Annotated in this window: 22 protein-coding genes; 4 read left to right on the top strand and 18 right to left on the bottom strand. The window is 48.0% G+C overall.

All coding sequences use genetic code 11. The features are described from left to right. Positions 1-37 precede the first annotated feature (37 nt). The 4 genes from dnaJ to hrcA all read right to left on the bottom strand — a co-directional run bounded on the left by dnaJ (position 38) and on the right by hrcA (position 4,939). Positions 38-1,180, bottom strand: a complete 1,143-nt coding sequence (gene dnaJ, locus CLOSYM_RS00205; protein ID WP_003498597.1) for a molecular chaperone DnaJ — start codon at positions 1,178-1,180, stop codon at positions 38-40. A gap of 95 nt (positions 1,181-1,275) precedes the next feature. After that, positions 1,276-3,141: a molecular chaperone DnaK gene (gene dnaK / locus CLOSYM_RS00200; RefSeq protein WP_003498598.1), complete on the bottom strand. Its 1,866-nt coding sequence runs from the start codon at positions 3,139-3,141 to the stop codon at positions 1,276-1,278. 86 nt (positions 3,142-3,227) lie between these two features. Beyond that, positions 3,228-3,875: a nucleotide exchange factor GrpE gene (gene grpE / locus CLOSYM_RS00195; protein WP_009296223.1), complete on the bottom strand. Its 648-nt coding sequence runs from the start codon at positions 3,873-3,875 to the stop codon at positions 3,228-3,230. Positions 3,876-3,895: 20 nt separating this feature from the next. Next, on the bottom strand, positions 3,896-4,939 hold the full coding sequence (gene hrcA / locus CLOSYM_RS00190; protein ID WP_021640483.1) for a heat-inducible transcriptional repressor HrcA: 1,044 nt from the start codon (positions 4,937-4,939) through the stop codon (positions 3,896-3,898). A gap of 439 nt (positions 4,940-5,378) precedes the next feature. On the opposite strand from hrcA, the gene CLOSYM_RS00180 reads away from it, so the two are divergent. Then, entirely contained in the window at positions 5,379-6,161 is a 783-nt protein-coding gene (locus tag CLOSYM_RS00180) for a 3D domain-containing protein (protein WP_003507951.1), read from the top strand. 221 nt (positions 6,162-6,382) lie between these two features. After that, positions 6,383-7,099, top strand: a complete 717-nt coding sequence (locus tag CLOSYM_RS00175; protein WP_003507954.1) for a 3D domain-containing protein — start codon at positions 6,383-6,385, stop codon at positions 7,097-7,099. A gap of 114 nt (positions 7,100-7,213) precedes the next feature. Here CLOSYM_RS00175 and CLOSYM_RS00170 read toward each other — a convergent pair whose 3' ends face one another. The 3 genes from CLOSYM_RS00170 to CLOSYM_RS00165 all read right to left on the bottom strand — a co-directional run bounded on the left by CLOSYM_RS00170 (position 7,214) and on the right by CLOSYM_RS00165 (position 8,968). Next, positions 7,214-8,011 (bottom strand): peptidoglycan recognition protein family protein, encoded by a 798-nt coding sequence (locus CLOSYM_RS00170; RefSeq protein ID WP_021640478.1) that lies wholly within the window; start codon positions 8,009-8,011, stop codon positions 7,214-7,216. Between the two features lies 1 nt (position 8,012). After that, complete coding sequence (locus CLOSYM_RS22890) at positions 8,013-8,171, bottom strand: hypothetical protein (protein ID WP_003498610.1); 159 nt, start codon at positions 8,169-8,171, stop codon at positions 8,013-8,015. Positions 8,172-8,251: 80 nt separating this feature from the next. After that, a complete protein-coding gene (locus CLOSYM_RS00165; protein ID WP_024738305.1) occupies positions 8,252-8,968 on the bottom strand; it encodes a helix-turn-helix domain-containing protein in 717 nt (238 codons plus the stop codon). Positions 8,969-9,190: 222 nt separating this feature from the next. Between CLOSYM_RS00165 and CLOSYM_RS00160 the strand changes: the two genes are divergently transcribed. Both CLOSYM_RS00160 and CLOSYM_RS00155 read left to right on the top strand, forming a co-directional pair. Further along, positions 9,191-10,378: a MalY/PatB family protein gene (locus CLOSYM_RS00160; RefSeq protein ID WP_021640476.1), complete on the top strand. Its 1,188-nt coding sequence runs from the start codon at positions 9,191-9,193 to the stop codon at positions 10,376-10,378. 198 nt (positions 10,379-10,576) lie between these two features. Beyond that, the gene (locus CLOSYM_RS00155; RefSeq protein ID WP_021640475.1) at positions 10,577-11,140 is read left to right on the top strand and encodes a hypothetical protein; all 564 of its coding nucleotides are present in this window, start codon (positions 10,577-10,579) and stop codon (positions 11,138-11,140) included. 1 nt (position 11,141) lies between these two features. Here the strand turns inward: CLOSYM_RS00155 and CLOSYM_RS00150 are convergent, their stop codons facing one another. From CLOSYM_RS00150 to CLOSYM_RS00105, 11 genes are all read right to left on the bottom strand, one after another. After that, on the bottom strand, positions 11,142-11,648 hold the full coding sequence (locus CLOSYM_RS00150) for a superoxide dismutase family protein (protein WP_009296218.1): 507 nt from the start codon (positions 11,646-11,648) through the stop codon (positions 11,142-11,144). A 131-nt stretch (positions 11,649-11,779) separates the two neighbouring features. Then, positions 11,780-13,303 carry a xylulokinase gene (xylB, locus tag CLOSYM_RS00145; protein ID WP_021640474.1) on the bottom strand — a complete coding sequence of 508 codons (1,524 nt, stop codon included), beginning with the start codon at positions 13,301-13,303 and terminating at the stop codon, positions 11,780-11,782. Then, entirely contained in the window at positions 13,300-14,673 is a 1,374-nt protein-coding gene (locus tag CLOSYM_RS00140; protein ID WP_044901997.1) for an acyl-CoA reductase, read from the bottom strand. Before CLOSYM_RS00140 ends, xylB begins: the two co-directional genes overlap by 4 nt. Continuing rightward, complete coding sequence (locus tag CLOSYM_RS00135) at positions 14,625-15,575, bottom strand: alpha/beta hydrolase (RefSeq protein ID WP_021640472.1); 951 nt, start codon at positions 15,573-15,575, stop codon at positions 14,625-14,627. The genes CLOSYM_RS00140 and CLOSYM_RS00135 overlap by 49 nt, the downstream gene beginning before the upstream one ends. A 92-nt stretch (positions 15,576-15,667) precedes the next feature. Then, complete coding sequence (locus CLOSYM_RS00130) at positions 15,668-16,798, bottom strand: LuxE/PaaK family acyltransferase (RefSeq protein WP_009296213.1); 1,131 nt, start codon at positions 16,796-16,798, stop codon at positions 15,668-15,670. Positions 16,799-17,027: 229 nt separating this feature from the next. Further along, positions 17,028-17,171: a hypothetical protein gene (locus tag CLOSYM_RS22885; protein WP_003507966.1), complete on the bottom strand. Its 144-nt coding sequence runs from the start codon at positions 17,169-17,171 to the stop codon at positions 17,028-17,030. 217 nt (positions 17,172-17,388) lie between these two features. Further along, positions 17,389-18,777: a DUF6034 family protein gene (locus CLOSYM_RS00125; protein WP_021640471.1), complete on the bottom strand. Its 1,389-nt coding sequence runs from the start codon at positions 18,775-18,777 to the stop codon at positions 17,389-17,391. Between the two features lie 71 nt (positions 18,778-18,848). Next, entirely contained in the window at positions 18,849-20,228 is a 1,380-nt protein-coding gene (locus tag CLOSYM_RS00120; RefSeq protein ID WP_003498628.1) for a HAMP domain-containing sensor histidine kinase, read from the bottom strand. A 5-nt stretch (positions 20,229-20,233) separates the two neighbouring features. Beyond that, on the bottom strand, positions 20,234-20,899 hold the full coding sequence (locus tag CLOSYM_RS00115; RefSeq protein WP_009296209.1) for a response regulator transcription factor: 666 nt from the start codon (positions 20,897-20,899) through the stop codon (positions 20,234-20,236). A gap of 47 nt (positions 20,900-20,946) precedes the next feature. Continuing rightward, positions 20,947-23,154, bottom strand: a complete 2,208-nt coding sequence (locus CLOSYM_RS00110; protein WP_021640469.1) for a DNA topoisomerase III — start codon at positions 23,152-23,154, stop codon at positions 20,947-20,949. Positions 23,155-23,349: 195 nt separating this feature from the next. Further along, positions 23,350-24,585: a dicarboxylate/amino acid:cation symporter gene (locus tag CLOSYM_RS00105; RefSeq protein ID WP_021640468.1), complete on the bottom strand. Its 1,236-nt coding sequence runs from the start codon at positions 24,583-24,585 to the stop codon at positions 23,350-23,352. Between the last annotated feature and the right edge of the window lie 158 nt (positions 24,586-24,743).

Here is a 24,743-nt window from a genome sequence, read left to right as displayed (position 1 = left end):
CCCGTCCGCTGGCCGTACCGGCAGCGTCCTCACCCGTTTATTTAAACAATCCTTTTTTCTTAGGCTTCTCCCCATCCGGAGCCACACCGTTCATCGCATCATCAAAGCGCCTTAACGCCTCCTTCTGAGCCTCGTTCAAACGCTCCGGAACCTGTACAACCAGAGTCACGAAATGATCGCCCCTGATATTCCGGTTCCTAAGCGACGGAACGCCTTTTCCTTTGAGACGCACTTTCGTGTCGGTCTGCGTACCTGCTTTTACCTCATACTCCACTTCCCCATCCACTGTCTTGATACGGATCGGGCCGCCCAGCGCCGCTTTGGCGAAGGAGATCGGTACGGTGGAATAGATGCTCGTATCCTGGCGTTTGAATATCGGATGCGGGGATACGATTACTTCTACAAGCAGATCGCCCCTTTCGCCTCCATTGATACCCGGCTCACCGTTGCCCCGGTCGCGCAGACTCTGGCCATTATCGATACCGGCCGGAATTGTAACCTTGATTTTCTTTCTCCTGGTGACAAAACCGGTTCCATAGCAGTCCGGACATTTTTCTTTGATAATCTTGCCGGTACCGCCGCAGTCCGGACAGGTCTGAACATTCTGGATCTGGCCGAAGAAGGACTGCTGCGTATACATAATTTTTCCTTTGCCGTTACATTTTGTACAGGTTTGTGGCTGGGTTCCCGGTTTTGCACCGGTTCCGTGACATTTATCACAGACTTCCTTCAGGTTCAGATCAAGTTCCTTCTCGCAGCCGAAAATCGCCTCTTCAAATGTGATACGCACGCTGGTACGCACGTTGGCGCCCCGCATCGGCCCATTGCTTGCGCTTCTGCTGCTTCTTCCTCCGCCGAACAAATCACCGAAAATGTCGCCGAAAATATCGCCCATATCCGCGCCGCTGAAATCAAAGCCGCCGAATCCTCCGGCGCCGCCTGCCGCACCGTCAAAGGCCGCATGACCAAACTGATCATACTGTCTTCTCTTTTCCGGATCGCTTAATACGCTGTAGGCTTCCGAAGCTTCCTTGAACTTATCTGCCGCAGCCTGATCGCCTGGATTTGCGTCAGGATGATATTTTTTAGCAAGTGCTCTGTATGCTTTTTTAAGGGCTGCGTCGTCAGCATCCCTAGAAACGCCTAAGACTTCATAGTAATCTCTCTTACTCTCTGCCATGTCAAGTCTTCCTCTCCTAAACACCCGTAAAGGGGCTTGGGCTTTGCCCAATCCCCGTTACGTGTTTTTTATCTTAATCACTGTCAGAAGCTATATTACACTTCTTTGAAGTCTCCGTCAACTACATTGTCATCATGAGGTGCGCCTGCGCCCATATCCGGGCCCGGCTGAGGACCTCCCTGTGCGCCTGCCGCTCCCTGTGCCGCTTCGTAAACCTTTGCGAACAGAGCCTGCGCGCTTGCCATCAGTTTTTCCTTACCGGCTTTAATCTCATCAACCTGGGCATCCGTCATCTGATCAATCGGAGCTTTGTTGATTGCCTCTTTCAGGGCATTTAAGTCTGCCTCGACAACGGCCTTATCGTTTGCATCGATCTTGTCGCCGACTTCCTCCAGTGCCTTCTCAGTCTGGAATACGATGGAATCTGCATCATTTCTCGTGTCAATCGCTTCTTTTCTCTTCTTATCCTGTGCTTCGTATTCCGCCGCTTCTTTTACCGCTTTATCAATATCGGAATCGGACATGTTGGAACCGGATGTGATTGTGATGTGCTGCTCTTTTCCTGTTCCCAGATCCTTGGCAGACACGTTTACAATACCGTTGGCATCGATATCAAAGGTAACTTCGATCTGAGGAACGCCTCTTCTTGCAGGAAGGATGCCATCCAGACGGAAATTGCCCAATGTCTTGTTGTCTTTTGCAAACTGTCTCTCACCCTGTACTACATGAATGTCAACCGCTGTCTGGTTATCGGCCGCAGTGGAGAAAATCTGGCTCTTCTTTGTAGGAATTGTCGTATTTCTCTCAATCAGTCTTGTAGCTACGCCGCCCATGGTCTCAATAGAGAGGGAAAGCGGAGTTACATCCAGAAGAAGGATATCTCCTGCACCTGCATCGCCTGCCAGCTTACCGCCCTGGATAGCCGCACCGATGGCAACACACTCATCCGGGTTTAAGGACTTGCTCGGCTCATGGCCTGTCAGCTGTTTTACTTTCTCCTGTGCGGACAGCATACGTGTGGAACCGCCCACCAGAAGGACTTTACCAAGCTCGGACGCTGTGATTCCGGCATCCTTTAATGCGTTCTGTACCGGGATTGCTGTTCTCTCGATTAAGTCTCTTGTCAGTTCATCAAATTTTGCTCTTGTCAGGTTCATGTCCAGATGCTTCGGACCTTCGCTCGTAGCGGTGATGAACGGAAGGTTGATATTGGTTGTGGTTGCGGAAGAAAGCTCTTTTTTCGCCTTCTCAGCCGCTTCTTTCAGCCTCTGAAGTGCCATCTTGTCAGCGGAAAGATCTACGCCTTCTGCTTTCTTGAATTCATCAATCAGCCACTGTGTCACTCTGTTATCAAAGTCGTCACCGCCCAGACGTGTATCGCCGTTGGTAGCGAGAACTTCAATTACGCCGTCGCCGATCTCGATGATGGATACATCGAACGTACCGCCGCCCAGATCATATACCATAATCTTCTGCTCTTTTTCATTGTCAAGACCGTAGGCCAGCGCTGCCGCCGTCGGCTCGTTGATGATACGTTTTACATCCAGTCCTGCAATTCTTCCGGCATCTTTCGTAGCCTGACGCTGAGCATCGTTAAAGTAGGCCGGAACCGTGATAACGGCCTCCGTTACTTTTTCTCCCAGATAGCTTTCTGCGTCTGCTTTCAGTTTCTGAAGAATCATAGCGGAAATTTCCTGTGGAGTATATTTCTTGTCGTCGATTGAAACCTTATAGTCTGTACCTACATGTCTCTTGATAGAGGAGATGGTCTTCTCCGCGTTGGTAACTGCCTGACGTTTAGCAGGCTCACCTACCAGCCTCTCTCCTGTTTTTGTAAATGCCACTACGGACGGTGTTGTTCTTACGCCTTCTGTATTGGCGATAACTACTGGTTTACCGCCTTCCATAACTGCCACACAGCTATTTGTTGTACCTAAGTCAATACCGATAATCTTGCTCATAGTTTTTTCCTCCTGAATTAATTGTTTACCAAATTTCTAAATTTGTGTTGTTGTCTCTGTTATCTTAAAACTGTCTTTTCTGCTGCCTAGTTCGCCACTTTTACCATGCTGTGCCTTACTACGCTGTCACGGTAGAGATATCCCTTCTGGAATTCTTCGGCAATCACATTCTCCCCAAGTGTTTCATCATCCACATGCATCACCGCATTGTGGAAATTCGGGTCGAACGGCTGGCCTACTGCCTCGATTGGCTTTACCCCTGCCTCTTCTAACGTTTTTAATAATTGCTTATATATCATATCCATGCCTTCTGCAAAAGCCGATTTCACCTCTGCTTCAGGAATGGCTGCAAGCCCTCTCTCAAAGTTATCCACAACCGGAAGGATCCGTTCCACGATATCCTTTGCCCCGATTTCATACATGGCCGCTTTTTCCTTCTCCGTTCTCTTACGGAAATTGTCAAATTCCGCCATCGTGCGCTTCAGACGGTCTGTCAGTTCTTCAATCTGCTCATCCTTCTTATCTTTCTTTTTGGAAAAGAACCCCTTTTTCTCGGTATTCTTTTCTTTTGCGCCCGTCTCGGAAGCTTCACCGTCCGCCTCTTCTGACGCCTCATTGTTTCCCTGCGCCGATGTCTCTTCGGTTTTTGCCGCTTCATCGGCTGCCATGCCGTTTGTTTCTTCCGCAGCTGCGGATTCATTCAATTCTATATCATTCATCTCTATATCTTTCATCTCTTCGCTCACTTTGCAACTCACCTTTCTTCATTTTTAAAAGTATCTTCCAGCTGGCTCATCAGCGATCGAAGGGTAGATACCACTTTTTCGTAGTCCATACGCTTAGGACCTATAATTCCAATGGTTCCGCGCAGACCGTCTCCCAATACGTAATTGGCCGTTACGACGCTGCAGTCCTGCATGGACTGAACCGGGGTCTCATTGCCGATATACACCTGTATTTCATGCTTTTCGCTTCCCTCCCCGGATTCCGTAAAGAGATTTTTAAGAAGCTCCTTCTGTTCCAGAGTACTTATTAGCTGGCTGGCCTTCTGGCCGTCGCTCAGTTCCGGATACTTGAAAATATTCGTAGTTCCTTCCGTATATATCTGCAGGTCCTCTTCATTGGCCCTGATTGCCTCAGCCACTTCATTCAGCACCAGGTCCACAACCTGGCGTCTGTCGCCGGCCTGTTCCTTCATATTGCTGATTACATCCAGATTGATCTGCTCAATTGTCAGGCCGTTCAGGCTGTTGTTTAAAAGTATGTTCAAATTCAGGATCTCATCATCATTCAGCTCTGCGTCCAGGCGGACAATTGAGTTCTTGATAATATTGCCCTCCAGAACCGTCACTATTAAAAGTTTCCCTGCCTCTACCCTGGAAAGCTGGATAAATTTCAGTTTCGTGTGATGATATTGGGGACCGCTTATCATTGTTGCATAATTCGTGTTGACGGCCAAAAGCTTGGCAAGCTGCTTTAACAGCAGTTCCACCCTGTCCACCCGTTGAATCACCAGTTCCTGCATCTCAGTGACTTCATTCTCTTTTTCCTTCATCAACTGATCCACATAGAATCGGTATCCCTTATCGGAAGGAATCCGTCCCGCCGAGGTATGGGGCTGTATAATATAACCCAGCTCCTCCAGGTCGGACATCTCATTGCGTATGGTCGCTGAGCTAAGCTGCAGGTCGGAATACTTGGAAATCGTCCTGGAGCCGACCGGCTCCCCCGTTTCCAGATAGGTCTGGATTATCGCTTTTAATATCTTTTCTTTCCTCTCATCCAGTTCCATCTGCATTCATCCTTTCTCAGTATCCATCTTCCCGGAAGGAAGTTTTTAATTTATTAGCACTCAACCTTTGAGAGTGCTAACATCTACATTGATACTATATTACTTCACCTTCCTTTTGTCAACCCGTTTTTCTAATTTTTTAGAAATTTTTAGAAAAATATTTTTCTTAATAAAATTTGAATTGGTTTTCCAGTTTTTTCCACAATATGAAGTATCCATCGGACCTGTTTTCATCTATAGCTTGTTCTCCGGAATTGGTGAAAAGCAACGTTTTATAAGCGTTTTTTGCACTGCCCATACGGGGCGTTTCCGCTGTTTATCTTGACTTTTAATAATTTTGTAATATAATGATAATACATCATAATATTTATGAAACATGATGGATTGCGCGTCAAACGGGCTTTCCATTGCCAAAACAAAATAAAACCGGATTGCGAGGAAAATCATGAGAACAAGATTACGCCATGGATTTGCCGTAGCAGCTCTGACCATCATTTGTATGCTGATGGGTGTGTTTACATCCTTCGCCGACAATTCAAACGGCGAGATGGACCCGATTACCGGTTCCGTCATAAGCGGATGGGCAGTTGATACGGACAATCCTGACAAAAGTGCTTCCGTAGTCCTCTATGTTTACACAGACGGAACTACCGAGGCAAAGGAACTTGCCAGAGTGACAGCAGACCAATACCGTAGTGATTTAGCAAATAGCATGGGAAACGGCAATCACGCCTTTTCTTACACTGTGAATTGGGACAGCCTTGAAGGCACATCCTTTATCGTGGAGGGATATGTTGAGACGGCTTCCGGAAAGAACCGGATTTACGGCTCTCCCCAATACAGTAAGAAGGAGACGGCCGGCGTGAAGGCAGCGTCACAGGGACCTGCCGGAGACAAAAGCGCTCCGGTACCGGCCTCACCGGAAACTGGAAAGAAGGGAGCTTATCTCGGTAAATTCCAGACAACTGCATATTGTAACTGTTCCCAGTGTTGTCCGGGCGGCCATAAGCTGACCTATTCAGGAACCGTCCCTACAGCTAACCACACCATTTCGGCGGATATAAACCGCTTCCCTATCGGCACTCAATTAATGATAGGCGACACCATTTATACGGTAGAGGACATCGGAACGAATGTAGTCGACAATAAGTTGGACATCTTTTTCGACACACATCAGCAGGCGCTTAATTACGGTCTGAAAACAGTTGATGTATACGCGGTGGAGTAAAGACAGACACGGCTCTCAGATTTTTTGACGCCGGTCCTTTCAAAGAAACAGACGCTATGACAAATGATAATCTTGTCATAGCGTCTGTTTTTTTTGAACTTGACAAAATCTGGAAATCATGTATAATACAATACTGTTACCTAATTGTTACATATTTGTTAAATTATGTTACGATATGTAATTATTGTAAGTAAGGTAACAGAAAGGAGCGTTTATCTATTATGAAAAAAACGTTTATTCTAAAGTATCTCTTACTGATGATAAGTCTCACATTCCTCTATACAACACCGGCTTTTGCCTCAGCAGGCGCCATCGTCGGGAGCGTTGACGTTTTCAACGGAACGCAGATTTCCGGCTGGGCCTATGAGACGGCTTCCCCGCTCTCCTCTCCCGATATTCTTTTGAAAATCACGAACACCGTGACCGGCGAAACGGTAAGTGAAATACCTGCCAAACCGGATTCCAAAAGAAATGACCTGGTTTCACAGGTGGGAGAAGAAGGAACCCCGGCTTTTACCGCGACCGTTGATCTGAGCAATTTAGCCGACGGAACGTATTCGGCGGCAGCTTACAAAGACGGACAGAAGTTCACTAACTCCGTCTACTATACAAAAGGGAACGCGGCCGCAGCCACAGACGGAAGGACGGCCCACCTTCTCGGCACCTTCCGTCTTACCGCCTACTGCCCCTGCCGTTCCTGTTCCGAGGGATGGGGACGCCATACCAGTTCCGGAGCAATCGCCGCGGCCGGGCATACGGTGGCTGTGGATCCCAGGGTTATCCCCATCGGAAGCAAACTGATGATTAACGGAACCGTTTACACGGCAGAGGATGTCGGCGGCGGCGTAAAGGGCAGACATGTGGATATTTTCTTTGACACCCATGCCCAGACACGCCAGTTTGGTTCGCAGATGGCGGAAGTTTATCTTATACAGTAGGAGCAGACGGCTGACAAAAGCGGAGGCGCTGCAGAACTGGAATAAACCGGTTTTGCAGCGCCTCCGCTTTTGTCAGCCGTAAAATTGAATCAATATAATAAATCGGTACGTCTGCTAATCCACAAACCAGATCACCTGTGCTCCGTTGTTCAGCGTGTGCCAGCATGCCCCCTCCAACGGCCCATCCACCGTATTGTCGAGGAAATACCAGTCTCCCGGATCATTCGGGCCGATGACGCTGCTGCCATTCCAGCGCTGCCAGTCAGTCAGCATATATCCGTCCTTCCCGAACAGATACCAATGGTGGTTAATCAGCAGCCATTTATTAACTGCATAGGTGCCGTCTGCCTGTACATAGCGGTATCTGCCCAAAGTATCTTTCTCCCAGCCCGGTGTGAAACCGGCTGATTTAAGCGCGGCTTTAAACTCCTCCCAGGTATGATCCGTATGATTATAGACAAAAGGATTCGGGCATATTTTACCGGTGACATCATAATGGCGGACCACCCGGTCTGCCGTTATCTTGTATTTTTCCATCAGCTCTCTGGTCAGGGCCACAGCCGAACGCACCGTGGCGTCCTCAAAGTACCAGTCGCGGCTGGTTGCCGCCTGGCTTCCTTTGTTTCTGACACACAGCTCAATTCCGATACTGTTGGAATTGCGGCACTCGGGATGCTTATATGCATTGGCTCCGCAATGCCATGCGATATTGCGCTCTTCCACCGACTGCCATATCTCTCCTTCAAAGCCCACAAAGTAGTGGGCGCTGGCCCCGATGTATTTGCTTGCATAATACTCACAATTGGCTTTTGCTCCGCCTGTAGCTCCTACATAATGGATTACAATGTATTTGATACGGCTCTCCAGACCGTTGCTGTAATTATATGGCGTCAGAAGACGGTTGATTTCCATATCAGACACCCTCCTTCCTGCCGGCAAAACCCATCTGGTCCGCGTCAAAGCTCTCCCTGAAATTACGAAGCTCTGCCGCCGTCATCTCTTTAATACGCGCGTCTTCTTTATCCAGTTCCGCTTTCGTCAGATTTCTTGTATTGACACTTTTTACCGTCATAAATGTGTTATCCTTTTTCTTTTAGTTTATGACGGCCGGGGACAGACTGTTCCTCACTGCTGTTTCTTTGATTGTATTGTTTAAAATACGGTAAACATATTATAAAGTTTTATTAGTTTGTAATCTTCTTGTGTTAACATTAGTTTCTTTTTTAGGTCTATGTCTGTCTTTTGGGGAGTTTTTGTAAAGAGCATCTTTATTGAGGCCGGCATTACCGGCCTTGTAGAAATTCCTGACCAAAGCCCCCATCTTTCATCATTTTCAACAAATGGAGAGAGAATAGCTATTGATGCTTTTTCTACTGAAGTATCACGATTAATGAAGTCCATTCTAGTAATTATATCATGATGAGTCATCAGACCATAGTATGTATTTTCACATGCCTGAGGGTAATTTATATCTTTTATATTCATGTACATATGAACACCGATAGAGTTATCATCATGAGCATTTTTAACCAATAAAGCGGAACAAATTATATTTTTATTCCGGCCATCATAATAATAAGAATAAAAACGTGTATTGTTTTTAAAAAATGATGGGACATTTGCAGTGGAAGGATAGCAATGTTGACTTGAATTATCAGCGGTTCCAGGTAATAACTCATCAATGCTTATATTTAAAACCCGAGAAATTTCCTTAATAGTAAGAATATCTATTGCTATTTCGCCGCGCTCGTATTTTGACAACGTTGATTTACTTTTCTGGATTTTATCTGCTAGCTGTTGGATAGTTAAACCACGTAATTTTCTCACTTTTCTAAGAATGCTGCCTAATTCCATCAGGTATTCCGACATATAAATCCACCTCGTTTCACAGAAAGGTTCTAAAAGCATAAATTTTAGCGTAGTAAAGCAGTTTTATATACACATTATATCTAAATTACGTGTAAACGTCTACTGTGATGACACAATCTTAATTTTTATCGCCCTCTATTTGGAATTCTGTTAAGTTGTTCCTCACAATCTTCTGTGTTATAGATAATAAGAGATATATAAAATAGTAAAAGGAGCGGCGCTATGGGAAAATTAATTTTAGACAAGCTATACAATAGAAAAGGATCGGATTGTGTTAAATGGGATCATAAAGATTTTGTGGACAGCAGAGTATCAGAGACAGCATTGCCTCTATGGCTTTCGGATATGGAATTTAAAGTTGCTGATGAAATAACTGAAGCACTGATTAAAAGGGTTGAGCATGGATTTCTTGGACATTCTATGCCGGGCGACAGCTATTTTGAATCTGTTCAAGGATGGTATAAAAGACGATTCAATTGGACCATTTCAAAAGATTCCATCTTTTATTCGCCGGGTGTTCTGCCTGCATTGGGTTTTATCTTAAGAGGTTTTACAAAAAAAGGGGAAGGAGTTATTATTCAGGAGCCTGTATTCTATCCATTTGCCGAGTTAATAGAAGGAACTGATAGAAAAATAGTTAATAATCAGTTAATAAATAACGATGAGAATTATAGCATTGATTTTATTGATTTAGAAAACAAATTAAAAGATCCTAATAATACAATGCTAATCTTATGTTCACCGCATAATCCGGTAGGCAGGGTATGGACAAAGGATGAATTAAAGAAAATAGTCGATTTATGTCAAGAAAATGATGTTTTAATTTTCTCTGATGAACTGCATTGCGATTTAACACGAGCTAATGTAACGCATCATCCACTTAAGACGATAAGTGATTACAGTAAAATTATTACTGCTGTGGCTTTAGGCAAAACCTTCAATGTCGGAGGGGTACCAATTTCACAAATAATCATAGATGATGAAGAGTTAAAACAAATATGGCACAAAGAAACAAGGAAAAAACATTATATTAGTTTTGCCCCGCCGCTTGATATGGTTTTAGCAGAGACCGCTTATAATAAATGCGAATATTGGGTTGATGAAGTCATGGAATATGTTGAGCAGAACTTTGATTTTTTAGTGGATTATCTTAATAAACATCTTCCGAAAGTAAAATACAAAAAGCCTGAGGGGACGTTTTTAGCCTGGATAAATTTTGGAGCATATGTAGATTACGAAAAATTATTTGAATTACTGATAACAAAGTATGATTTATTGATTGAAAACGGTCATGTATTTGGCGAATCCGGAGCCGGATATTTTAGAATGACAGTTGCCTGCCCGCAAAGCATGCTGGAAGAGGGATTAAACAGAATAGTCAAAGCAATTAAAGAATTAACGGATAATTAGGTTAAAACCTGCTTAATGGTATGAGCGACAATAGCCTGCACAGGCAGGTTATTTACGGAATTTTATAAAGCTGTTAAAAAACAAAATTTACAGTATTATAAAAATTTAACAAAAATACTATAAAAATTTCACCCTATATCTTTTACATTCTGGTATACTACTCTTTTGTAAATTTATTTGGAGAGGAATTTTTGCATTATGCTTAACCTGATAGCTTATATTATTATTCCGGCTTATACCATCCTTTTTGTCAAAGGATACGGGTGGTTTACAACGAATTTTTCCGTTATCGGCAACTATCTGCACAGGAAAGACGCCTTCGTTCTGTGGGGAGTTCTGGTGGGAGCGTATTTCTACTACTCTCTCCGCACCGCTATCCGGCTTATGAAACAGAAACCAAAAGGAACCTTCCTGGTTCCCTCTTCACTTGTCCTGCTTTTTTGTGCCATCACTACCCCCTATCTGCCGGAGGAGATGCCGTTTAAATCGTTTCTTCATATTATATTTGCATTTATGGCCGCCGTTCTTCTGCTGGCTAGTCTTTTCCTGATTATCCTGAAAGAATACCGCACGGATCCGTCCCGCTACGGTTCCTGCCTCTTTGCGTGGGCAGGAATCGTAGCAGGTTCGGCTTTCCTCCTGATACTGGTCGGAATCGTCAGCAGCGCGCTGGAAATCTATTACACCATCACTTCGGTAATCCTGACCCGCAGGCTGCTGGTGAAACTGAAGTCCGGAGGAACGGAACCGTGTGAACAGTGACCTAATTCTTCATGATTACGCCGCAGCCTATCATCGCGCCGGAATTACCTGACGGCTGGGTTGTAAAGTCATCGGGCTGGTTGTGGATGATTACGGATCTCCCCAGAATATCCTGGAGCGAAAACCGCTTATCATAGAAGGACATCCAGGCATACCCCTGATTGCTCAGCAGAGGCGGGAAGTCACCGGCATGTAACGGATGAGGTGCTTTAGACGGGTTGTAATGGGAACCGGCGTTAGCGAACGGGCTTGCCGCCGTACCGCTGCAGTTTCCATTTTCGTGGATATGGAATCCATAGTAATTGCTCTGAGACGGCCGTCCCTGATCCGGAAGGCCGAATACTTCGGCTTCAATAAGTACACCCTGATACGGCGTCTTATAAAATTTGATCATGCCGCTTAAGGCCGGATGAGCGGCATCTCCCCTGACCCAGGCAACAGCCTGCGGTTCATTGTCTTCAAGAATATCTGCAAAAATATCTCTGGGTGTGTATGAACGTTCTGACATAATAAATCCCTCCTTCTTTATGATATGAAGGAGGGATTTGAATGTTTACGGTAAAGTACTGTTAACGCCATGCTTCGTCTGTTTTCTATAGCAGGTATCATTTGGCGTCTCCTTTTCCTTCCCACACCGTCTTACAGTCCGGCAAGCTCTTTAAAATCTTCTTTCAGACTGCTATAAAGTCTTTGGTACAGACAATGGAACTGTCTGTAGAGCACCGTGTTTTCTTCCTCCGGCTCCGTGCTGCTGCTCATCCTCAGCAGACGGCCGCAGGCTGTCTCTACACTGTCATAAATACCGCAGCCCACGCCGGCCAGTATCGCAGCTCCAAGAGCCGGACCTTCCTGCTGCTTCACCGTCTTAACCGGGCAGCCGTAAAGATCGGCCAGCATCTGCCTCCAGACAGGACTTTTCCCTCCGCCGCCACAGGCCATCATCTCTGTGATTTTCACACCCGTATCCCCAAGAATTTCGCTGCAGTCGAAGAGCGAATACGCAACGCCTTCCATGACGGCTCTTAAAAGATGGCTTTTCGTATGGATGGCCGACAGTCCGAAAAATACGCCGCGGCAGTCCGGATCCAAATGAGGTGTCCTCTCTCCCATCAGATAGGGCAGGTAAATAAGCCTGTCACTGCCGGGTTTTATCTCCTGGACCGCTTCATTCACTAAATCATAGACATCTCTTCCCTGACGCTCCGCCTCCACCATATAATCCTGGCAGAATTGTCCGCAGAACCATTTCAGGGATAAACCGGCGGCCTGGGTCACTCCCATCATATGCCATGCTCCCGGAACGGCACAGCAGCATGTATGCACCCTCCCCTTCGGATCTACGGCAAGCTTGCTGCTGTGGGCATATACCACCCCGGATGTCCCAATCGTTGTAAATGCGGCGCCGTCCGCTACAACACCGGTCCCCACCGCCGCTGCCGCATTGTCGCCGGCTCCTCCGACCACTATCGTATCCGCGTTCAGGCCTGTCCGCTCCGCTATCTCAGGCAGTAGGGTTCCCGTTATCTCACAGGATTCGTATACCTCCCCCAGAAGGGACCTGTCAATATCCAGAGCGCGCAGAACCTCCTCAGACCAGCAGCGGCCCTGCACATCCAAAAGCTGCATGCCGCTGGCATCCGAAACTTCCGTTGCAAACACGCCGGTCAGCACCTGCCTGATATAGTCCTTTGGCAGCAATATATGGCGGCATTTTTGATAATTCTCCGGCTCATGCTTTTTTACCCACAAAATTTTTGCCGCAGTCCAGCCGGTCAGCGGCGGATTGGCAGTCAGCTCTATCCACCTCTCCCGCGGCATAATCTGCAGCATCTCCTCCACTTGTCCGCCGGTTCTCTGGTCGCACCAGATGATGGAGGGACGGATTACCTCATTGTCTTCATCCAGCATCACAAGGCCATGCATCTGTCCGGAAAGCCCGATTCCTTTTATCGCCCCGGCCGGAACTCCCGACCGCTCCCTGACTTCTGAAAGCGTCTCAAGAACGGCATTCTTCCAATCCCCCGGATTCTGTTCAGCCCATCCGTTCTGCGGCTGAATCATTCCATATTCCTTAGAGGCAGAAGCAATAACCGTCCCTTCTTCATCAAATAACACTGTTTTTGTCGCCGATGTCCCCACGTCAATCCCAATCAGATAGTTCATAATCCTCCCCCACTTCCTGTTTTATATTCCGTAATCCTCGTGTATTCCCGCAATGCGAATGTCCCGTCATGGGAACTCAATATTCCAAAACTGCCCATATTATCAAGACTGCATAAGTTCGTCAGGCCGCATCTTGCCAATGTCTTTATCAGACTAGCGCTTTCCGGATAAATTCCTGCTGTCTGAAGGTGTCTTTTACATGGATAAAGGGAGAAAATCTTTTTTTGGGGAAGCGGCTTGACCAGGACATGGCCGAACTGCCCGGATAATTCCAGTCTGCTGTCGTTTATACAGGTCACGCTCCCATGACCGGCCGGGTATATGCAGCGTTCGGCCGGACCTTTCTTCCCGTTCCTTTCCGTTCCTCCGGCAAGCTCAAGCTTTTGGGTCAGCCTCTCAACGGCTGTTTTTCCCCTGATAAACAGCGGATTCCCATACCGCCTTCCTTCCCGCTCCATCACTAATGAGAACCGGAGGCCGAACTTCTTTACCTCCTCAAAGTTATCCGTATCCAGATAAACAACCTGGCAGGAGCTGCAAAGAAGCTGGTTTGTACTGAAAATGTGGCGTGCCAGGCCTTCAAGTTTTTCTTCCGGGACATCCATATCTGCAATATAAGCAAAGCTCAGCCGATGGCCCCATTCGATAATTTTGACATTAACCGGGGCGCTCTCCCTCACCGCCCGAACCGTCTCGTCAGAGCCCCACACTGCAATCCCTCCGGCCAGACGCATCAGCATCTCCATCACCCTTTTATCACCGGAGGGCGTGTCCAGTATATAGATGTATTCTTTCAGCCGCGGTTCGTATTCCGTCAGTTTTTTCAAAATATAAAGGGACAGGCCCCCGGCCCCGGAGGGCAGCTTGAGAATATTGATATTTCCTGCCAGGAGTCCTTCCAGAACACTGTATGCGGGCAGACCGGCCGCATTTCCGGATGCGATATGCAGCAGCACTCCCAGAGGTTCTCTAAAAAAGCGTTTTCCCTCCTCCGGGCAGTCCGGTATTTCCGGAAGCTCCAGCCTTCGTTTCTTCCTCAGAGAATCTGCCGTGAAATACCCGGCAAAAGAAGCAGGCGGATAATCCCGGCTTATCGCGGGCCATTCTCCATCCGCCATGCATGATCTGCCGGACATGATATCGGCAGCCAGACGGTCTGCAGCCTGAATCACGATTTCCGGATCCAGGCCCCCTCCCGAAAGCGTTTTTACAATCTTCTTTTTTATCTGTTTTACCGCCTCGATATTATCGGCAAAATCCGTTATTTGTCCATCCAGAAAAACCATCTTGATTTCCTCTTTCTCTCCGGTATCTTCCTTTATTACTTTCTTTCCAGCCAGCTTACAGCCAAATCCATCGCAGCCCTGCATGCATTCGTCTGGTCGAGGGCATTCAGCATTACAAAGTCATGGATCGTTGCCCTGATTCTGACCGCCGTCACATCTACTCCCGCCAGAAGCAGCTTAGAGGCGTAAGCCACGCCGTCGTCGCGCAGTACATCCGCCTCCCCGTTTATGATTAATGCTGCCGGCAGTCCGGCAAGCTGCTCCGGACAGGCCCGGAGCGGGGACGCAGTTATCTGGGCGCGCTCAGCCTCATTCGCCGTATACTGGTTCCAGAACCATATCATTCCGTCCCGGTACAGATAATAATCTTTTGCGAATTTCATATAGGTGCAGGTATCAAAGCAGGCGTCCGTTACGGGATAAAACAAAAGCTGCCTGTGAATCCTGGGGCCGTTTCTGTATTTTGCCATGAGTGTCAGCGCAGCAGCCATATTCCCTCCCGCGCTGTCCCCTGCAACGGTCAGCCGTTCAAGGTTAAACGGCCCTCCCGTACCATATGTGAAAGCAGGAAGCGAACAGAGCAGCCTGTAACACTGCTCTATGGCGACAGGATATTTAGCCTCCGGCGATAGGCTGTACTCCGGAAATACGACGAGCGAACCGGTTCGGGCCGCCAGTTCCCTGACCAGCTTTTCATGGGTATGGAAATTTCCGAATACCCAGCCGGCTCCATGGATGTAAAAAATAGTGCCTGAATTTCCGGTATAATTTTCCGGTCTTACAATAAATACCCGAATAATCCCCCATCTTCCGGTATCAAAATTCACGGTGCATACCGACGCCGGGTACATGGCTACCGGCGCGTCCTGCACCTCATCCAGCTTGATTCTGCCCTGACGGGGCGTTAACTGATAAATGCGTGGCTGCTTTTCACTATCAATACAGACCTGAAGGGCTGCTTTTTCCAGCGGAATTCTTTTCTTCATAAAAATAATCCTTCGTTGGCTTTACTTTATTTTATACACTACCGGAGAATTTGCCGCTTGTACCGCTCTGTTTTCTGCTATTTTGCCGGACGTTATATTCCCTGCCAGTAGTCCGCCGCTCCGGCGGCGCATGTCCGTATTCCCTTTGCCCCCGTCCTCCCCAGAATCTCCAGATAATCGCTTTTAATGCCGCAGCCGCACTCTTTTTTGTCATGCAGCACCCCAATGTCATCCGTCATCACGCTCATCAAAGGCAGATCCGAACCAATGGGCGTCAACAGGTTTACCAGCCCGGCGCGGCCTTTGGGAAGCGCCTCCAGCGTCTCCGTATCGCGGATCAAAACCCGTGCATAAGCCGGAATATGAAAATGATGGTTTTTGCAGCTGCAGTAGAGAACCGGATGCTCGGCCGCGCCGAAAAATTCATGCACCCGGGTTTTGTTTATCCCAAGGACCTCCCAAATCAGCGTGTATAATTCCTCTTTTGGAATTTCCTCTTTCTCAAACTGCTTCCATCCCCCGCCAAGCATCACACGGGAGTCCCCCGGGAGCCGGCATATTATGTTTTCCTGTTTCATTTTTTTGAGTAAAAAATAGGTATAGGAGGGAAAACCAACCAGCCTGACCGGATGTGTGCCCTCTGCACAACGCGCCAGATTCTCCAGTATTCCCGGCAGATTGAGGGTATAGGTACCGCTTTCTCCTCTTACGCCCTTCCGGTATTCCAGGGCATAACGCCTGCTGATTGCCGGCGCATACAGAGTGGACAGCCAGGCTGTCTTTGAAATCACCGCTTTGTTTTCCTTTGAGGGCTGGTATCCCAGCATAATATAATGAACCGGCCTGCGGGAAAAGAGCCCGTGAATCCGCCCGAGATTGACTGCCATTGCCGCCAAAAGACATATCTCCCAGACGGAATAACTAAGCCTGCTGGCCGTTCCCCCGGTTCCGGAGGAAGTGACTTCCACTGCCGGCCCACGCCTGATTCCTATTTTATTCCGTTTAAAATACAGTGTGGGGATGACCGGAATCTGCTCTAACGATTTCATGTTTTTTAAAACGGCCGGATGGAAACCGGCATCTTCACAGATTGCACGGTACTCCGGGGAGTGTTTTATGAAATAGGCCGCCCTGCGTCTTATGGAGCGTAAAAAGAGGCGGTCATTCGTTCTGCTGCCGTAGGGCCTGAGTGTGCCGAACAGCTTCAGTAAATCTAAATCCATGGCTCCCTCCTGTTTTGTTTATAACTAAATTATACCATGTCTGCTGAATCCGTGAAATACCTCTTTCGGACTTATCGAATAAAGAGTCAGCACCGGGTTACTGTTCACACAGAACTTTCCTGTTAAAAGAAAAAACATGAGTTGCCCGCCGCCGGGTTCTTTCGGCTGCTGACAACTCATGTTATCCGATCTTCCATATTCTTTTTCATTCTTGGCGGCATCTTTTTAACTAATCGGTCAATGCCTTATGGTATTTAAACTTCCTGTAAAATTTCCAGATAATCAGCACCGGCAGGCTTATGGTAAGAACCGCAGTGGAAAGTCCTCCGATGATGCCATATACAATAATAAGTAAAATAGCAACCAGGTTCATATGTCGTCCCTCCTTTTTCTATTTTCAACCTACCTTCATTGTATTCTGGTTTTAGAAAAAGGGAAGGGGTTTGGCCGTTCCTTATCAGTGTTTTAATTAACCTTTCATTTTCGTCTGATTTCTTTTGTAAATATAAAGAAATTTGAAAGATAGGTTATTATTGTATTAATAAAAGATGCCGGTTATCTTATCATTTTTTAACATTCCATCAACATATTTATTCCACCAGAATCCGGCCGTCATCCGCGCGGATGGAAAGAATAATCCCTTCCGGCAGAATTACATTCTCCACCATGCCCTGCGGTCTGTCTTCCTCTCCGATTGTCGGGCCGCGTGATATGCTTCCGTAAAAGTTCCATACAGGTATCAGTTCCTGCTCCGAGTTGGCGGCGGCGTTTTCCCGTTTAATGAAAGCATACTCCAGCCTGACACTGTTGACATTCAGGCGGGTTATGGCTTCTGTCCGGCCTATCTGCGTTTTCCCGTCCTTCAGAACCGCCTCCCCCTCCTGTTCACCGCTGTTCCCATAAAAGTCTTTGCAATACTGTTCGAAGAGCTGGTGAATGGCCTCAAAGGGGAGAAGAAACGTTCCGTCCGCGCCGCTGATCTCTATCTCTTCCTTCCCTATTATCCTCATATAGTTCAGCGTACCGTCTTCCTTTAAAAGGAGGTCGATATAGGGGCCGTTCAGCACTGAGTTTCCCATCAGGTCGGCATTCGTCCAGGTGCATCCGATTCCGTCTATCGAAGGCGTAAATGTGAGCCAGTACTCAAATTCGGATAAATTCCCCTCCTTCGTGCGGTAGAACGATTCCCTCCATCTTGTGTTATAAACCTTATAGTTCTTGAATCCGACTTCTGCAACCAGCGCCTCCGCTTTCTTTTGAAGCTGTCCGGCAAGCTCGGACCGTGCGGCGGATTCTTCGTCCCCGCTCTTATGGATGACTGCCGTTTTGTCGATGTAGCGTCCATCCTCTATTCGTTTTGACAGCCAAATCAGCGTTGTGGGCGGTGTGATATCCCCTGTGCCCGTCCGGTAGCTGAGCTGGTAACTGCTTCCGTCCGCGCCGGTCCCGCTCACATTCGTGACCTCGTCATAGGCGCTGTTTTCACTGCCGCCTTCCGCCTTCTTGATTATTTCCGCATTGTCGGCATCCGTAACATCCACATAGTCCCAGACTCCTCCTTCATATTGAAGATAGCGCCGGTCCGTCTTTCCTTCTCCCCACTCAAGCTCCAGTTCTTTCGATAATACTTCCTTTACCTTCTCGTATTCTTCTTTTGTAAAATTAACGGCGCGTGACTTCTTAATCAGGGCACGATCCAAATCAGGAACCTCAACTGATGCATCTGCCGTGAGATACAGCCCCTTATCCTTCACCTCTGTTTTATAACGCTCCGGAGCCTGTACCTGCTCCGCCACTCTCAGTTCATGCCGGTCGGCCGCGCCGTCAGCCGATGTGCCTTCCGTTATATTCTCCTGCTCGGTCCGTGTTTCCTGTATCTCACCGATTACCTGCTGGTGCGCGCCTGTGCCGCAGCCTGAAGCGAGTCCTGTCACAGCAGCCGTCACAAGAAGCAGACGGATTGATAATTTTCTTTTCATTTACTCTCCACTCCTTTATCCTTCTTTGCTAAGTACTCACAGTATACCTTCCTGCGGCGTCAAAATCCTCATCAAATTGTAAACGTTTTGTAAACGGGAAGGTGCAGGGTAACTTCGGTTCCGCCCGTATTCTTTCCGGGTGCACAGGGACTCTTTATCTCAAGCCTGACGGAATGCAGCGATGCAATTTTTCTGCAAAGGGCCAGCCCCAGCCCGGAGCCTCCCTCGCTTCTGCTTCTGGATTTATCCGCCATATAAAAGGCTTCCGTCACATGCGGCAGATCCTTTGCAGGTATGCCGCAGCCCTCGTCCCTTATCACAATCGTGTTCTTCTCTTTATCTGCTTCAATCCACAATCTTTTGAAAGGCTCCGATGCCTTTACCGCATTATGAATCAGGTTATAAAGAAGAGAAAGGAAAAGCTCCCTGTCGGCCCTGAGCGGAAAATCCTGCACATTCCACTCGATTTGAATCTGTTTTTCTTCCCAAATTGGCTTGGTATCTTTTAGAGCGTTCTGCAATAATTCTCTTACCTGAATTGTCTCAAACCGGATTTCATCGTTCTCATAAGAGCCGAGAAAGCTTAACATCTTGGAAGACAGACGCTCCAGCCTGAGGCCGGCATGGTGAATCTCCTTAAGCGCCCTCTCTTTCTGTTCCCCGGATAAATTCACGTGCAGCAGGCTGTCGGAATAACCAATCACCGCTGTCATCGGAGTCTTTATCTCATGGGCCAGAGCCCCCAGGAGCAGCTGCAGATCTTCAACCTGTTTCTCCACTTTTTCCGTCATCTGGTTAAAGACTTCGGCAAATTCCCCTATTTCATCCTGGCTTTGCACCGGCGCCCTCTCGCTGAGATTTCCGTTACCAATCTTTACCGCGGCCTTTGTCAGCTCATTCAGAGGCATCAGCGCCTTATGGGTCAGGAAAAAAGCGGCGGTCACGGTTATCAGCCAGACACCTGTGCAAAGCAGGGCCAGATACGCGGCACGCCGTTCTATTTCCTGATAATAGGGCGTAATATTCTGAGCCATCAGCACATCGTAGCCGGGAAACTGGGTGATTTCTCTCTTCATCAGCAGCACTGCCTGTTTTCCCAGATGCTGAATCAGATACGGCTCCTTCAGGATATCGGGAGCCAGAATCTCATAATCGGTCAGATTGACGATGCTCTCACTCCCTTTCAGCAGAGCATAGCCATCTTTATAGCACTTTCGGAACTGGTATTTCAAATACGCCTCAGCGGCGATATCCCCCATGGCCTCAAAATCTTCCCTGGTGCCAATCTCAGAAAACACATAGGAAATTGAGTCCATCTGCCTGTCGTAATTGTCCACAGCCATGGAAATACTCTGGGAACGCATCTGCCAGATTGCCAGAATACTGACTGCCAGCAGGGCTCCGGCCAGGCTGGCGGAAATGATGAGCAGCAGTTTTTTTGTAAGCTTCATAGGCTTTAAACCTCCAGGCGGTATCCCAGCTTGGGAATTGTCTGTATCCTGGATGCTGCCTTCAGTTTTTTCCTTAAACTGGCGACATGGACATCCACCGTTCTCGTCTCTCCCTCATAATCACCGCCCCAGATTCTGTCTAAAAGCTGGTTCCTTGTAAAAGCCACGTTCCGGTTGCGGCATAGAAAAAGAAACAAATCGTATTCCATCGGCTTCAGCTGAATCTCCTGCCCCTCCTCAAACACCTTATGGCCGGTCAAATCAATCCGGCAGCCGTCAATTTCAATTGTATTCTTCAGTTTACTCCTGCGTTTTAAGACATTTTCCACTCTCGCAAATAATTCCATCATTTCAAACGGTTTTACAATATAGTCCTCCGCCCCCAGGCGCAGCCCCCTGACCTTGGAAGCCACATCCGCTTTAGCGGTAAGAAATATGCAGGGAATCTCTTTTTTATTCAGCCCTCCGATCAGATCAAAACCGTCGCGTCCGGGGAGCATCACATCCACAAGGGCCAGATCATACCCTCCCCTGTCTTCCTCTATCTTAAGTTCCGCCTGCATACCGTCACAGGCCGTATCCGTCTCATATCCGACGGCTTCCAGGTTCATGCAGAGCAGCTCCCGGATGGCTGCCTCATCCTCGATTATCAGGATTTTATTCTTATCCATTTGTCCCCCTGCTTCTGTCATCTAATGTAATAATTTGCTTCCGGCCGTTAATTGTCCAGCTTAATTCCCTTGAGCGCCTGTGCAAACGCATTGTTAAGCGGTGCCTCGGCCTCTTTCTTCTGCTGGTTCAAATATTTTGCCACGTCTTTTTTGGAAACCCCGGCGCCCTCTTTCTTCCTTCTCTCCTGGAATGCCTTCAGTTTTTCTTTATAACCGCACCGACAGACGAAGATCTGACTTTCGCCCTTTCCTCTCAGCTCCAGCTTCTTGTGGCAGACCGGGCACCTGGCATTAGAGGTTCTGGCGATCGTCTCCCTGTGGCCGCATTCCCGATCCTGGCAGACCAGCATCTCGCTGTTTTTCCCTTTTACGAGCAGCATTCGCTTTCCGCAGACCGGGCATTTCGTATTAGTCAGGTTGTCATGGCGGAAGCTGCCCTCCCCTGCTTTGATCTGGGAAATCAGTTCACCCGAATATTCCCTGATGTCCTTCATAAAAGCGTCCCGCTTTAAATTCCCTTTTGCTATTTTGGAAAGCTTCATCTCCCACTGCGCCGTCAGCTCCGGTTTCTTTAAATCCTCCGGAACCAGGTTCAAAAGCTGTTTCGCCTTAGATGTGAGGAAAATTTCCTTCCCCCGCTTCTCCAGGAGGAAGCTTGAAAAAAGTTTTTCAATGATATCGGCCCGTGTCGCAACCGTTCCCAGGCCTCCTGTCTCACCGAGCGTTTTTGCCATCTCCCGATCCTTTGATTCCATGTAGGCTGCCGGATTCTCCATCGCTGAGAGCAGCGTAGCCTCGTTAAACGGCGACGGCGGCTTTGTCTTTCCCTCCGTCATACGGAACGTAATACTGTTTAGGATATCTCCTTTTTTGATGTCGGGAAGCTTCTGGGCCTTTACATCCTGTTCCTCCCCCTCTGCGTCTTCCTCTTCTTCTCTTTCATTTTCATATGCCTCGCGCCACCCTGACGCCTTTACAATTTCTCCTCTGGCAGTAAAGCATTCATTTCCCGCTTTTACCGTGAGAGCAGTCTGCTCATATTCGAAAGGCGGATACAGTACGGCAAGGAAACGGCGGACAACCAGATCGTAAATTCTCCGCTCATCCACTGTCATATGGTCCAGCTGTACAAACTGCTCGGTCGGAATAATCGCATGGTGATCCGATACCCTGCCGTTATCCACGAAAAACAGCTTTTCCGGGAGAGGACGGCCCGTAAGCCGCCCCGCCAGCTTCTTATATGGGCCTGTGCCGCAGGCTCTTAAGCGCTCTTTCAGCGTCGGTACGATATCGGCGCTCAGATACCTTGAATCTGTCCTTGGATAGGTCAGCACCTTGTGGTTTTCGTACAGGCGCTGCATGATGTTCAAAGTCTCCTTTGCCGAGTAGCCGAACCGTTTATTGGCATCGCGCTGAAGTTCCGTCAAATCATAAAGAAGTGGCGCGTACGTCTTCTTCGGGGTGCGTTTCACATCCTCCACCACACCTTGTTTGCCCTGAAGTCCCTGAACCAGCTCCTCTATCCTTTTCCGGTCAAAGGAGCGGGCGCTCTTTGACCCTCCGTCCTGCCAGGTAAGCGTCAGGGCCGGATGGCGGCTTTCTCCCCGTATTCCGAAATATGGTCTGGGGACGAATTGCCTTATCTCTTCCTCCCGCCTTGCAATCATTGCCAGCGTCGGGGTCTGCACACGTCCGCAGGAGAGCTGCGCATTATACTTGCAGGTCAGCGCCCTGGTGGCATTAATTCCCACCATCCAGTCGGCCTCCGCCCTGCACATAGCGGCATCATAAAGATTATCGTACTCCCTTCCGTCCTTTAAATGGGCAAATCCCTCCCGGATGGCTTTATCCGTGACAGAGGATATCCAAAGTCTCCGGATGGGCTTTCTGCTGCCCGCCTTTTTGAGAATCAGCCGGGCTACCAGCTCTCCCTCACGGCCCGCGTCGGTGGCAATGATAATATCCTTCACGTCATTCCGGTAAAGCTGTGTCTTGACGGCGTTATACTGCTTTCCCGTCTGTTTGATGACCTCCAGCTTAAACTCATCCAGCAGCATCGGAAGATCCTCCATCTTCCACTCTTTGTAGCGCGGATGGTAGTCCTCCGGATCCGCCAGCGTGACAAGATGTCCCAGTCCCCATGTTACGATATATTCCTGGCCTTCCATCGCTCCGTTCAATGACTTGCCGCATTTAAGCACGCGGGCAATATCGCGGGCCACGGAGGGCTTTTCTGCTAAAACTAAAGATTTCATATGGCATTTCTCCCTGTTTGTTATTCTGGTATCATTCTATCATGGGCCGTACATTCTGACAACTAACGATAGCCTGCACGTTCTGCGTACAGGCCACCGTTTTCACATGGTAATGTCCTTCCTGGGCCGGCTCCTATCCGTTAAACTCCGTCTCCTGCCAGCCTGTCTTTTTCTATGTATTGTTTTTAACTGCTTTCACCGCCGCGCGCTTTTTTCCTCCATTTTCGAAACAATCAGCGCACATGCCGCATCGCCTGTGATATTGACCGTCGTCCTGCCCATATCGAATATTCTGTCAATTCCCGCAACAAGAGCAATTCCCTCGATTGGCAGGTTGACGCTCTGAAGCACCATGGCCAGCATAATCATTCCTGCTCCCGGCACCCCAGCTGTTCCGATCGATGCCAGCGTGGCTGTCAGGATAATTGTAATCTGCTGTCCCAAAGTCAGGTTAATGCCGTAACAGGTTGCTATAAAGATTGCACAGACGCCCTGATAAATGGCGGTACCGTCCATATTGATTGTAGCTCCGAGCGGCAGGACGAAGCTTGCCACTTCTTTCTTTCCGCCCATCTTTTCCACGCATTCCAGATTAAGAGGCAGGGTTCCCACCGAAGAAGCGCTGGAAAAAGCCATAATCATCGCAGGCGACATTCCTCCGAAAAACTTGAGGGGGCTGATTTTACCAAACGTTTTTACCGTAAACGAATATACTACGGCCATATGGATGATATATCCGGCATAGGCGACCAGCAGAACCGCCAGCAGATTGCCCAGAATATCCGGTCCGTTTTCCGCCACTACGGGCGTAATCAGGCAGAAAACACCGATTGGGCTGAACTTGATGATTGTTCCCATAATCACCATGGAGATTGCATTCGCGCTCTCCACAAAATCTGCGAACGGCTTTCCTTTTTCCCCGACTGAAATCACGCCGAAGCCAAAAAACAGCGCTATCACAATAACCTGCAGCATATTGGCTTCCGACATCGGCCCAATCACATTGCTCGGGAAGATGTTGACCAGGGTTTCGATAAAGCTGGGAGCCTCTTTTGCCGTATATTCGAGTCCTGAGGCAGATATCTCGCCGAAGCTTCCCTTGAATGCATTTGCAAGCGCCAGGCCAATCACAACAGCCAATGCCGTCGTACACATATAATAGACAATGGTTTTTACCCCGATGCTCCCCACCTTCCGTATATCCCTCATGGATATCACGCCGGACATAATCGAGAAAATCACAATCGGAACAACAATAAACTTCACAAGGTTCAGGAACAGGGTGCCGAATGGCTTAATATACGTGGTCGCAATCTCCGGCGTTTTCATTAATCCCATACCAGCCAGGATACCCAGAAGAAGACCTGTAAAAATCCAGAAAGCCAACGGTAATTTTTTCTTCGTATTACTCATAACTCTTTCTCCCCTCATCTTATTTTCTCACATTAACAGTAACCTTTCCATTTTCATTGTACAATAAATGGAAAAACATTGCAATTTTATCATTTTTTTAACACAGTTAAATGCGGATTGAGGGTTACTGTTCACACGGTTATGTTCCGCGAGGTGTTTTCGTGCGTATTCTGCAC

Origin of the sequence: [Clostridium] symbiosum ATCC 14940 (genome assembly GCF_000466485.1) — a bacterium.
Taxonomy (GTDB): domain Bacteria; phylum Bacillota; class Clostridia; order Lachnospirales; family Lachnospiraceae; genus Otoolea; species Otoolea symbiosa.
Note: the sequence above shows the minus strand (reverse complement) of the source record. Positions and strands in the feature narration are given on the sequence as shown.

Coding starts and splice junctions, on each gene's coding strand:
- dnaJ (WP_003498597.1), bottom strand. CDS start 1,180: ATGGCAGAGAGTAAGAGAGATTACTATGAAGTCTTAGGCGTTTCTAGG.
- dnaK (WP_003498598.1), bottom strand. CDS start 3,141: ATGAGCAAGATTATCGGTATTGACTTAGGTACAACAAATAGCTGTGTG.
- grpE (WP_009296223.1), bottom strand. CDS start 3,875: ATGAAAGATATAGAGATGAATGATATAGAATTGAATGAATCCGCAGCT.
- hrcA (WP_021640483.1), bottom strand. CDS start 4,939: ATGCAGATGGAACTGGATGAGAGGAAAGAAAAGATATTAAAAGCGATA.
- CLOSYM_RS00180 (WP_003507951.1), top strand. CDS start 5,379: ATGAGAACAAGATTACGCCATGGATTTGCCGTAGCAGCTCTGACCATC.
- CLOSYM_RS00175 (WP_003507954.1), top strand. CDS start 6,383: ATGAAAAAAACGTTTATTCTAAAGTATCTCTTACTGATGATAAGTCTC.
- CLOSYM_RS00170 (WP_021640478.1), bottom strand. CDS start 8,011: ATGGAAATCAACCGTCTTCTGACGCCATATAATTACAGCAACGGTCTG.
- CLOSYM_RS22890 (WP_003498610.1), bottom strand. CDS start 8,171: ATGACGGTAAAAAGTGTCAATACAAGAAATCTGACGAAAGCGGAACTG.
- CLOSYM_RS00165 (WP_024738305.1), bottom strand. CDS start 8,968: ATGTCGGAATACCTGATGGAATTAGGCAGCATTCTTAGAAAAGTGAGA.
- CLOSYM_RS00160 (WP_021640476.1), top strand. CDS start 9,191: ATGGGAAAATTAATTTTAGACAAGCTATACAATAGAAAAGGATCGGAT.
- CLOSYM_RS00155 (WP_021640475.1), top strand. CDS start 10,577: ATGCTTAACCTGATAGCTTATATTATTATTCCGGCTTATACCATCCTT.
- CLOSYM_RS00150 (WP_009296218.1), bottom strand. CDS start 11,648: ATGTCAGAACGTTCATACACACCCAGAGATATTTTTGCAGATATTCTT.
- xylB (WP_021640474.1), bottom strand. CDS start 13,303: ATGAACTATCTGATTGGGATTGACGTGGGGACATCGGCGACAAAAACA.
- CLOSYM_RS00140 (WP_044901997.1), bottom strand. CDS start 14,673: ATGCAGGGCTGCGATGGATTTGGCTGTAAGCTGGCTGGAAAGAAAGTA.
- CLOSYM_RS00135 (WP_021640472.1), bottom strand. CDS start 15,575: ATGAAGAAAAGAATTCCGCTGGAAAAAGCAGCCCTTCAGGTCTGTATT.
- CLOSYM_RS00130 (WP_009296213.1), bottom strand. CDS start 16,798: ATGGATTTAGATTTACTGAAGCTGTTCGGCACACTCAGGCCCTACGGC.
- CLOSYM_RS22885 (WP_003507966.1), bottom strand. CDS start 17,171: ATGAACCTGGTTGCTATTTTACTTATTATTGTATATGGCATCATCGGA.
- CLOSYM_RS00125 (WP_021640471.1), bottom strand. CDS start 18,777: ATGAAAAGAAAATTATCAATCCGTCTGCTTCTTGTGACGGCTGCTGTG.
- CLOSYM_RS00120 (WP_003498628.1), bottom strand. CDS start 20,228: ATGAAGCTTACAAAAAAACTGCTGCTCATCATTTCCGCCAGCCTGGCC.
- CLOSYM_RS00115 (WP_009296209.1), bottom strand. CDS start 20,899: ATGGATAAGAATAAAATCCTGATAATCGAGGATGAGGCAGCCATCCGG.
- CLOSYM_RS00110 (WP_021640469.1), bottom strand. CDS start 23,154: ATGAAATCTTTAGTTTTAGCAGAAAAGCCCTCCGTGGCCCGCGATATT.
- CLOSYM_RS00105 (WP_021640468.1), bottom strand. CDS start 24,585: ATGAGGGGAGAAAGAGTTATGAGTAATACGAAGAAAAAATTACCGTTG.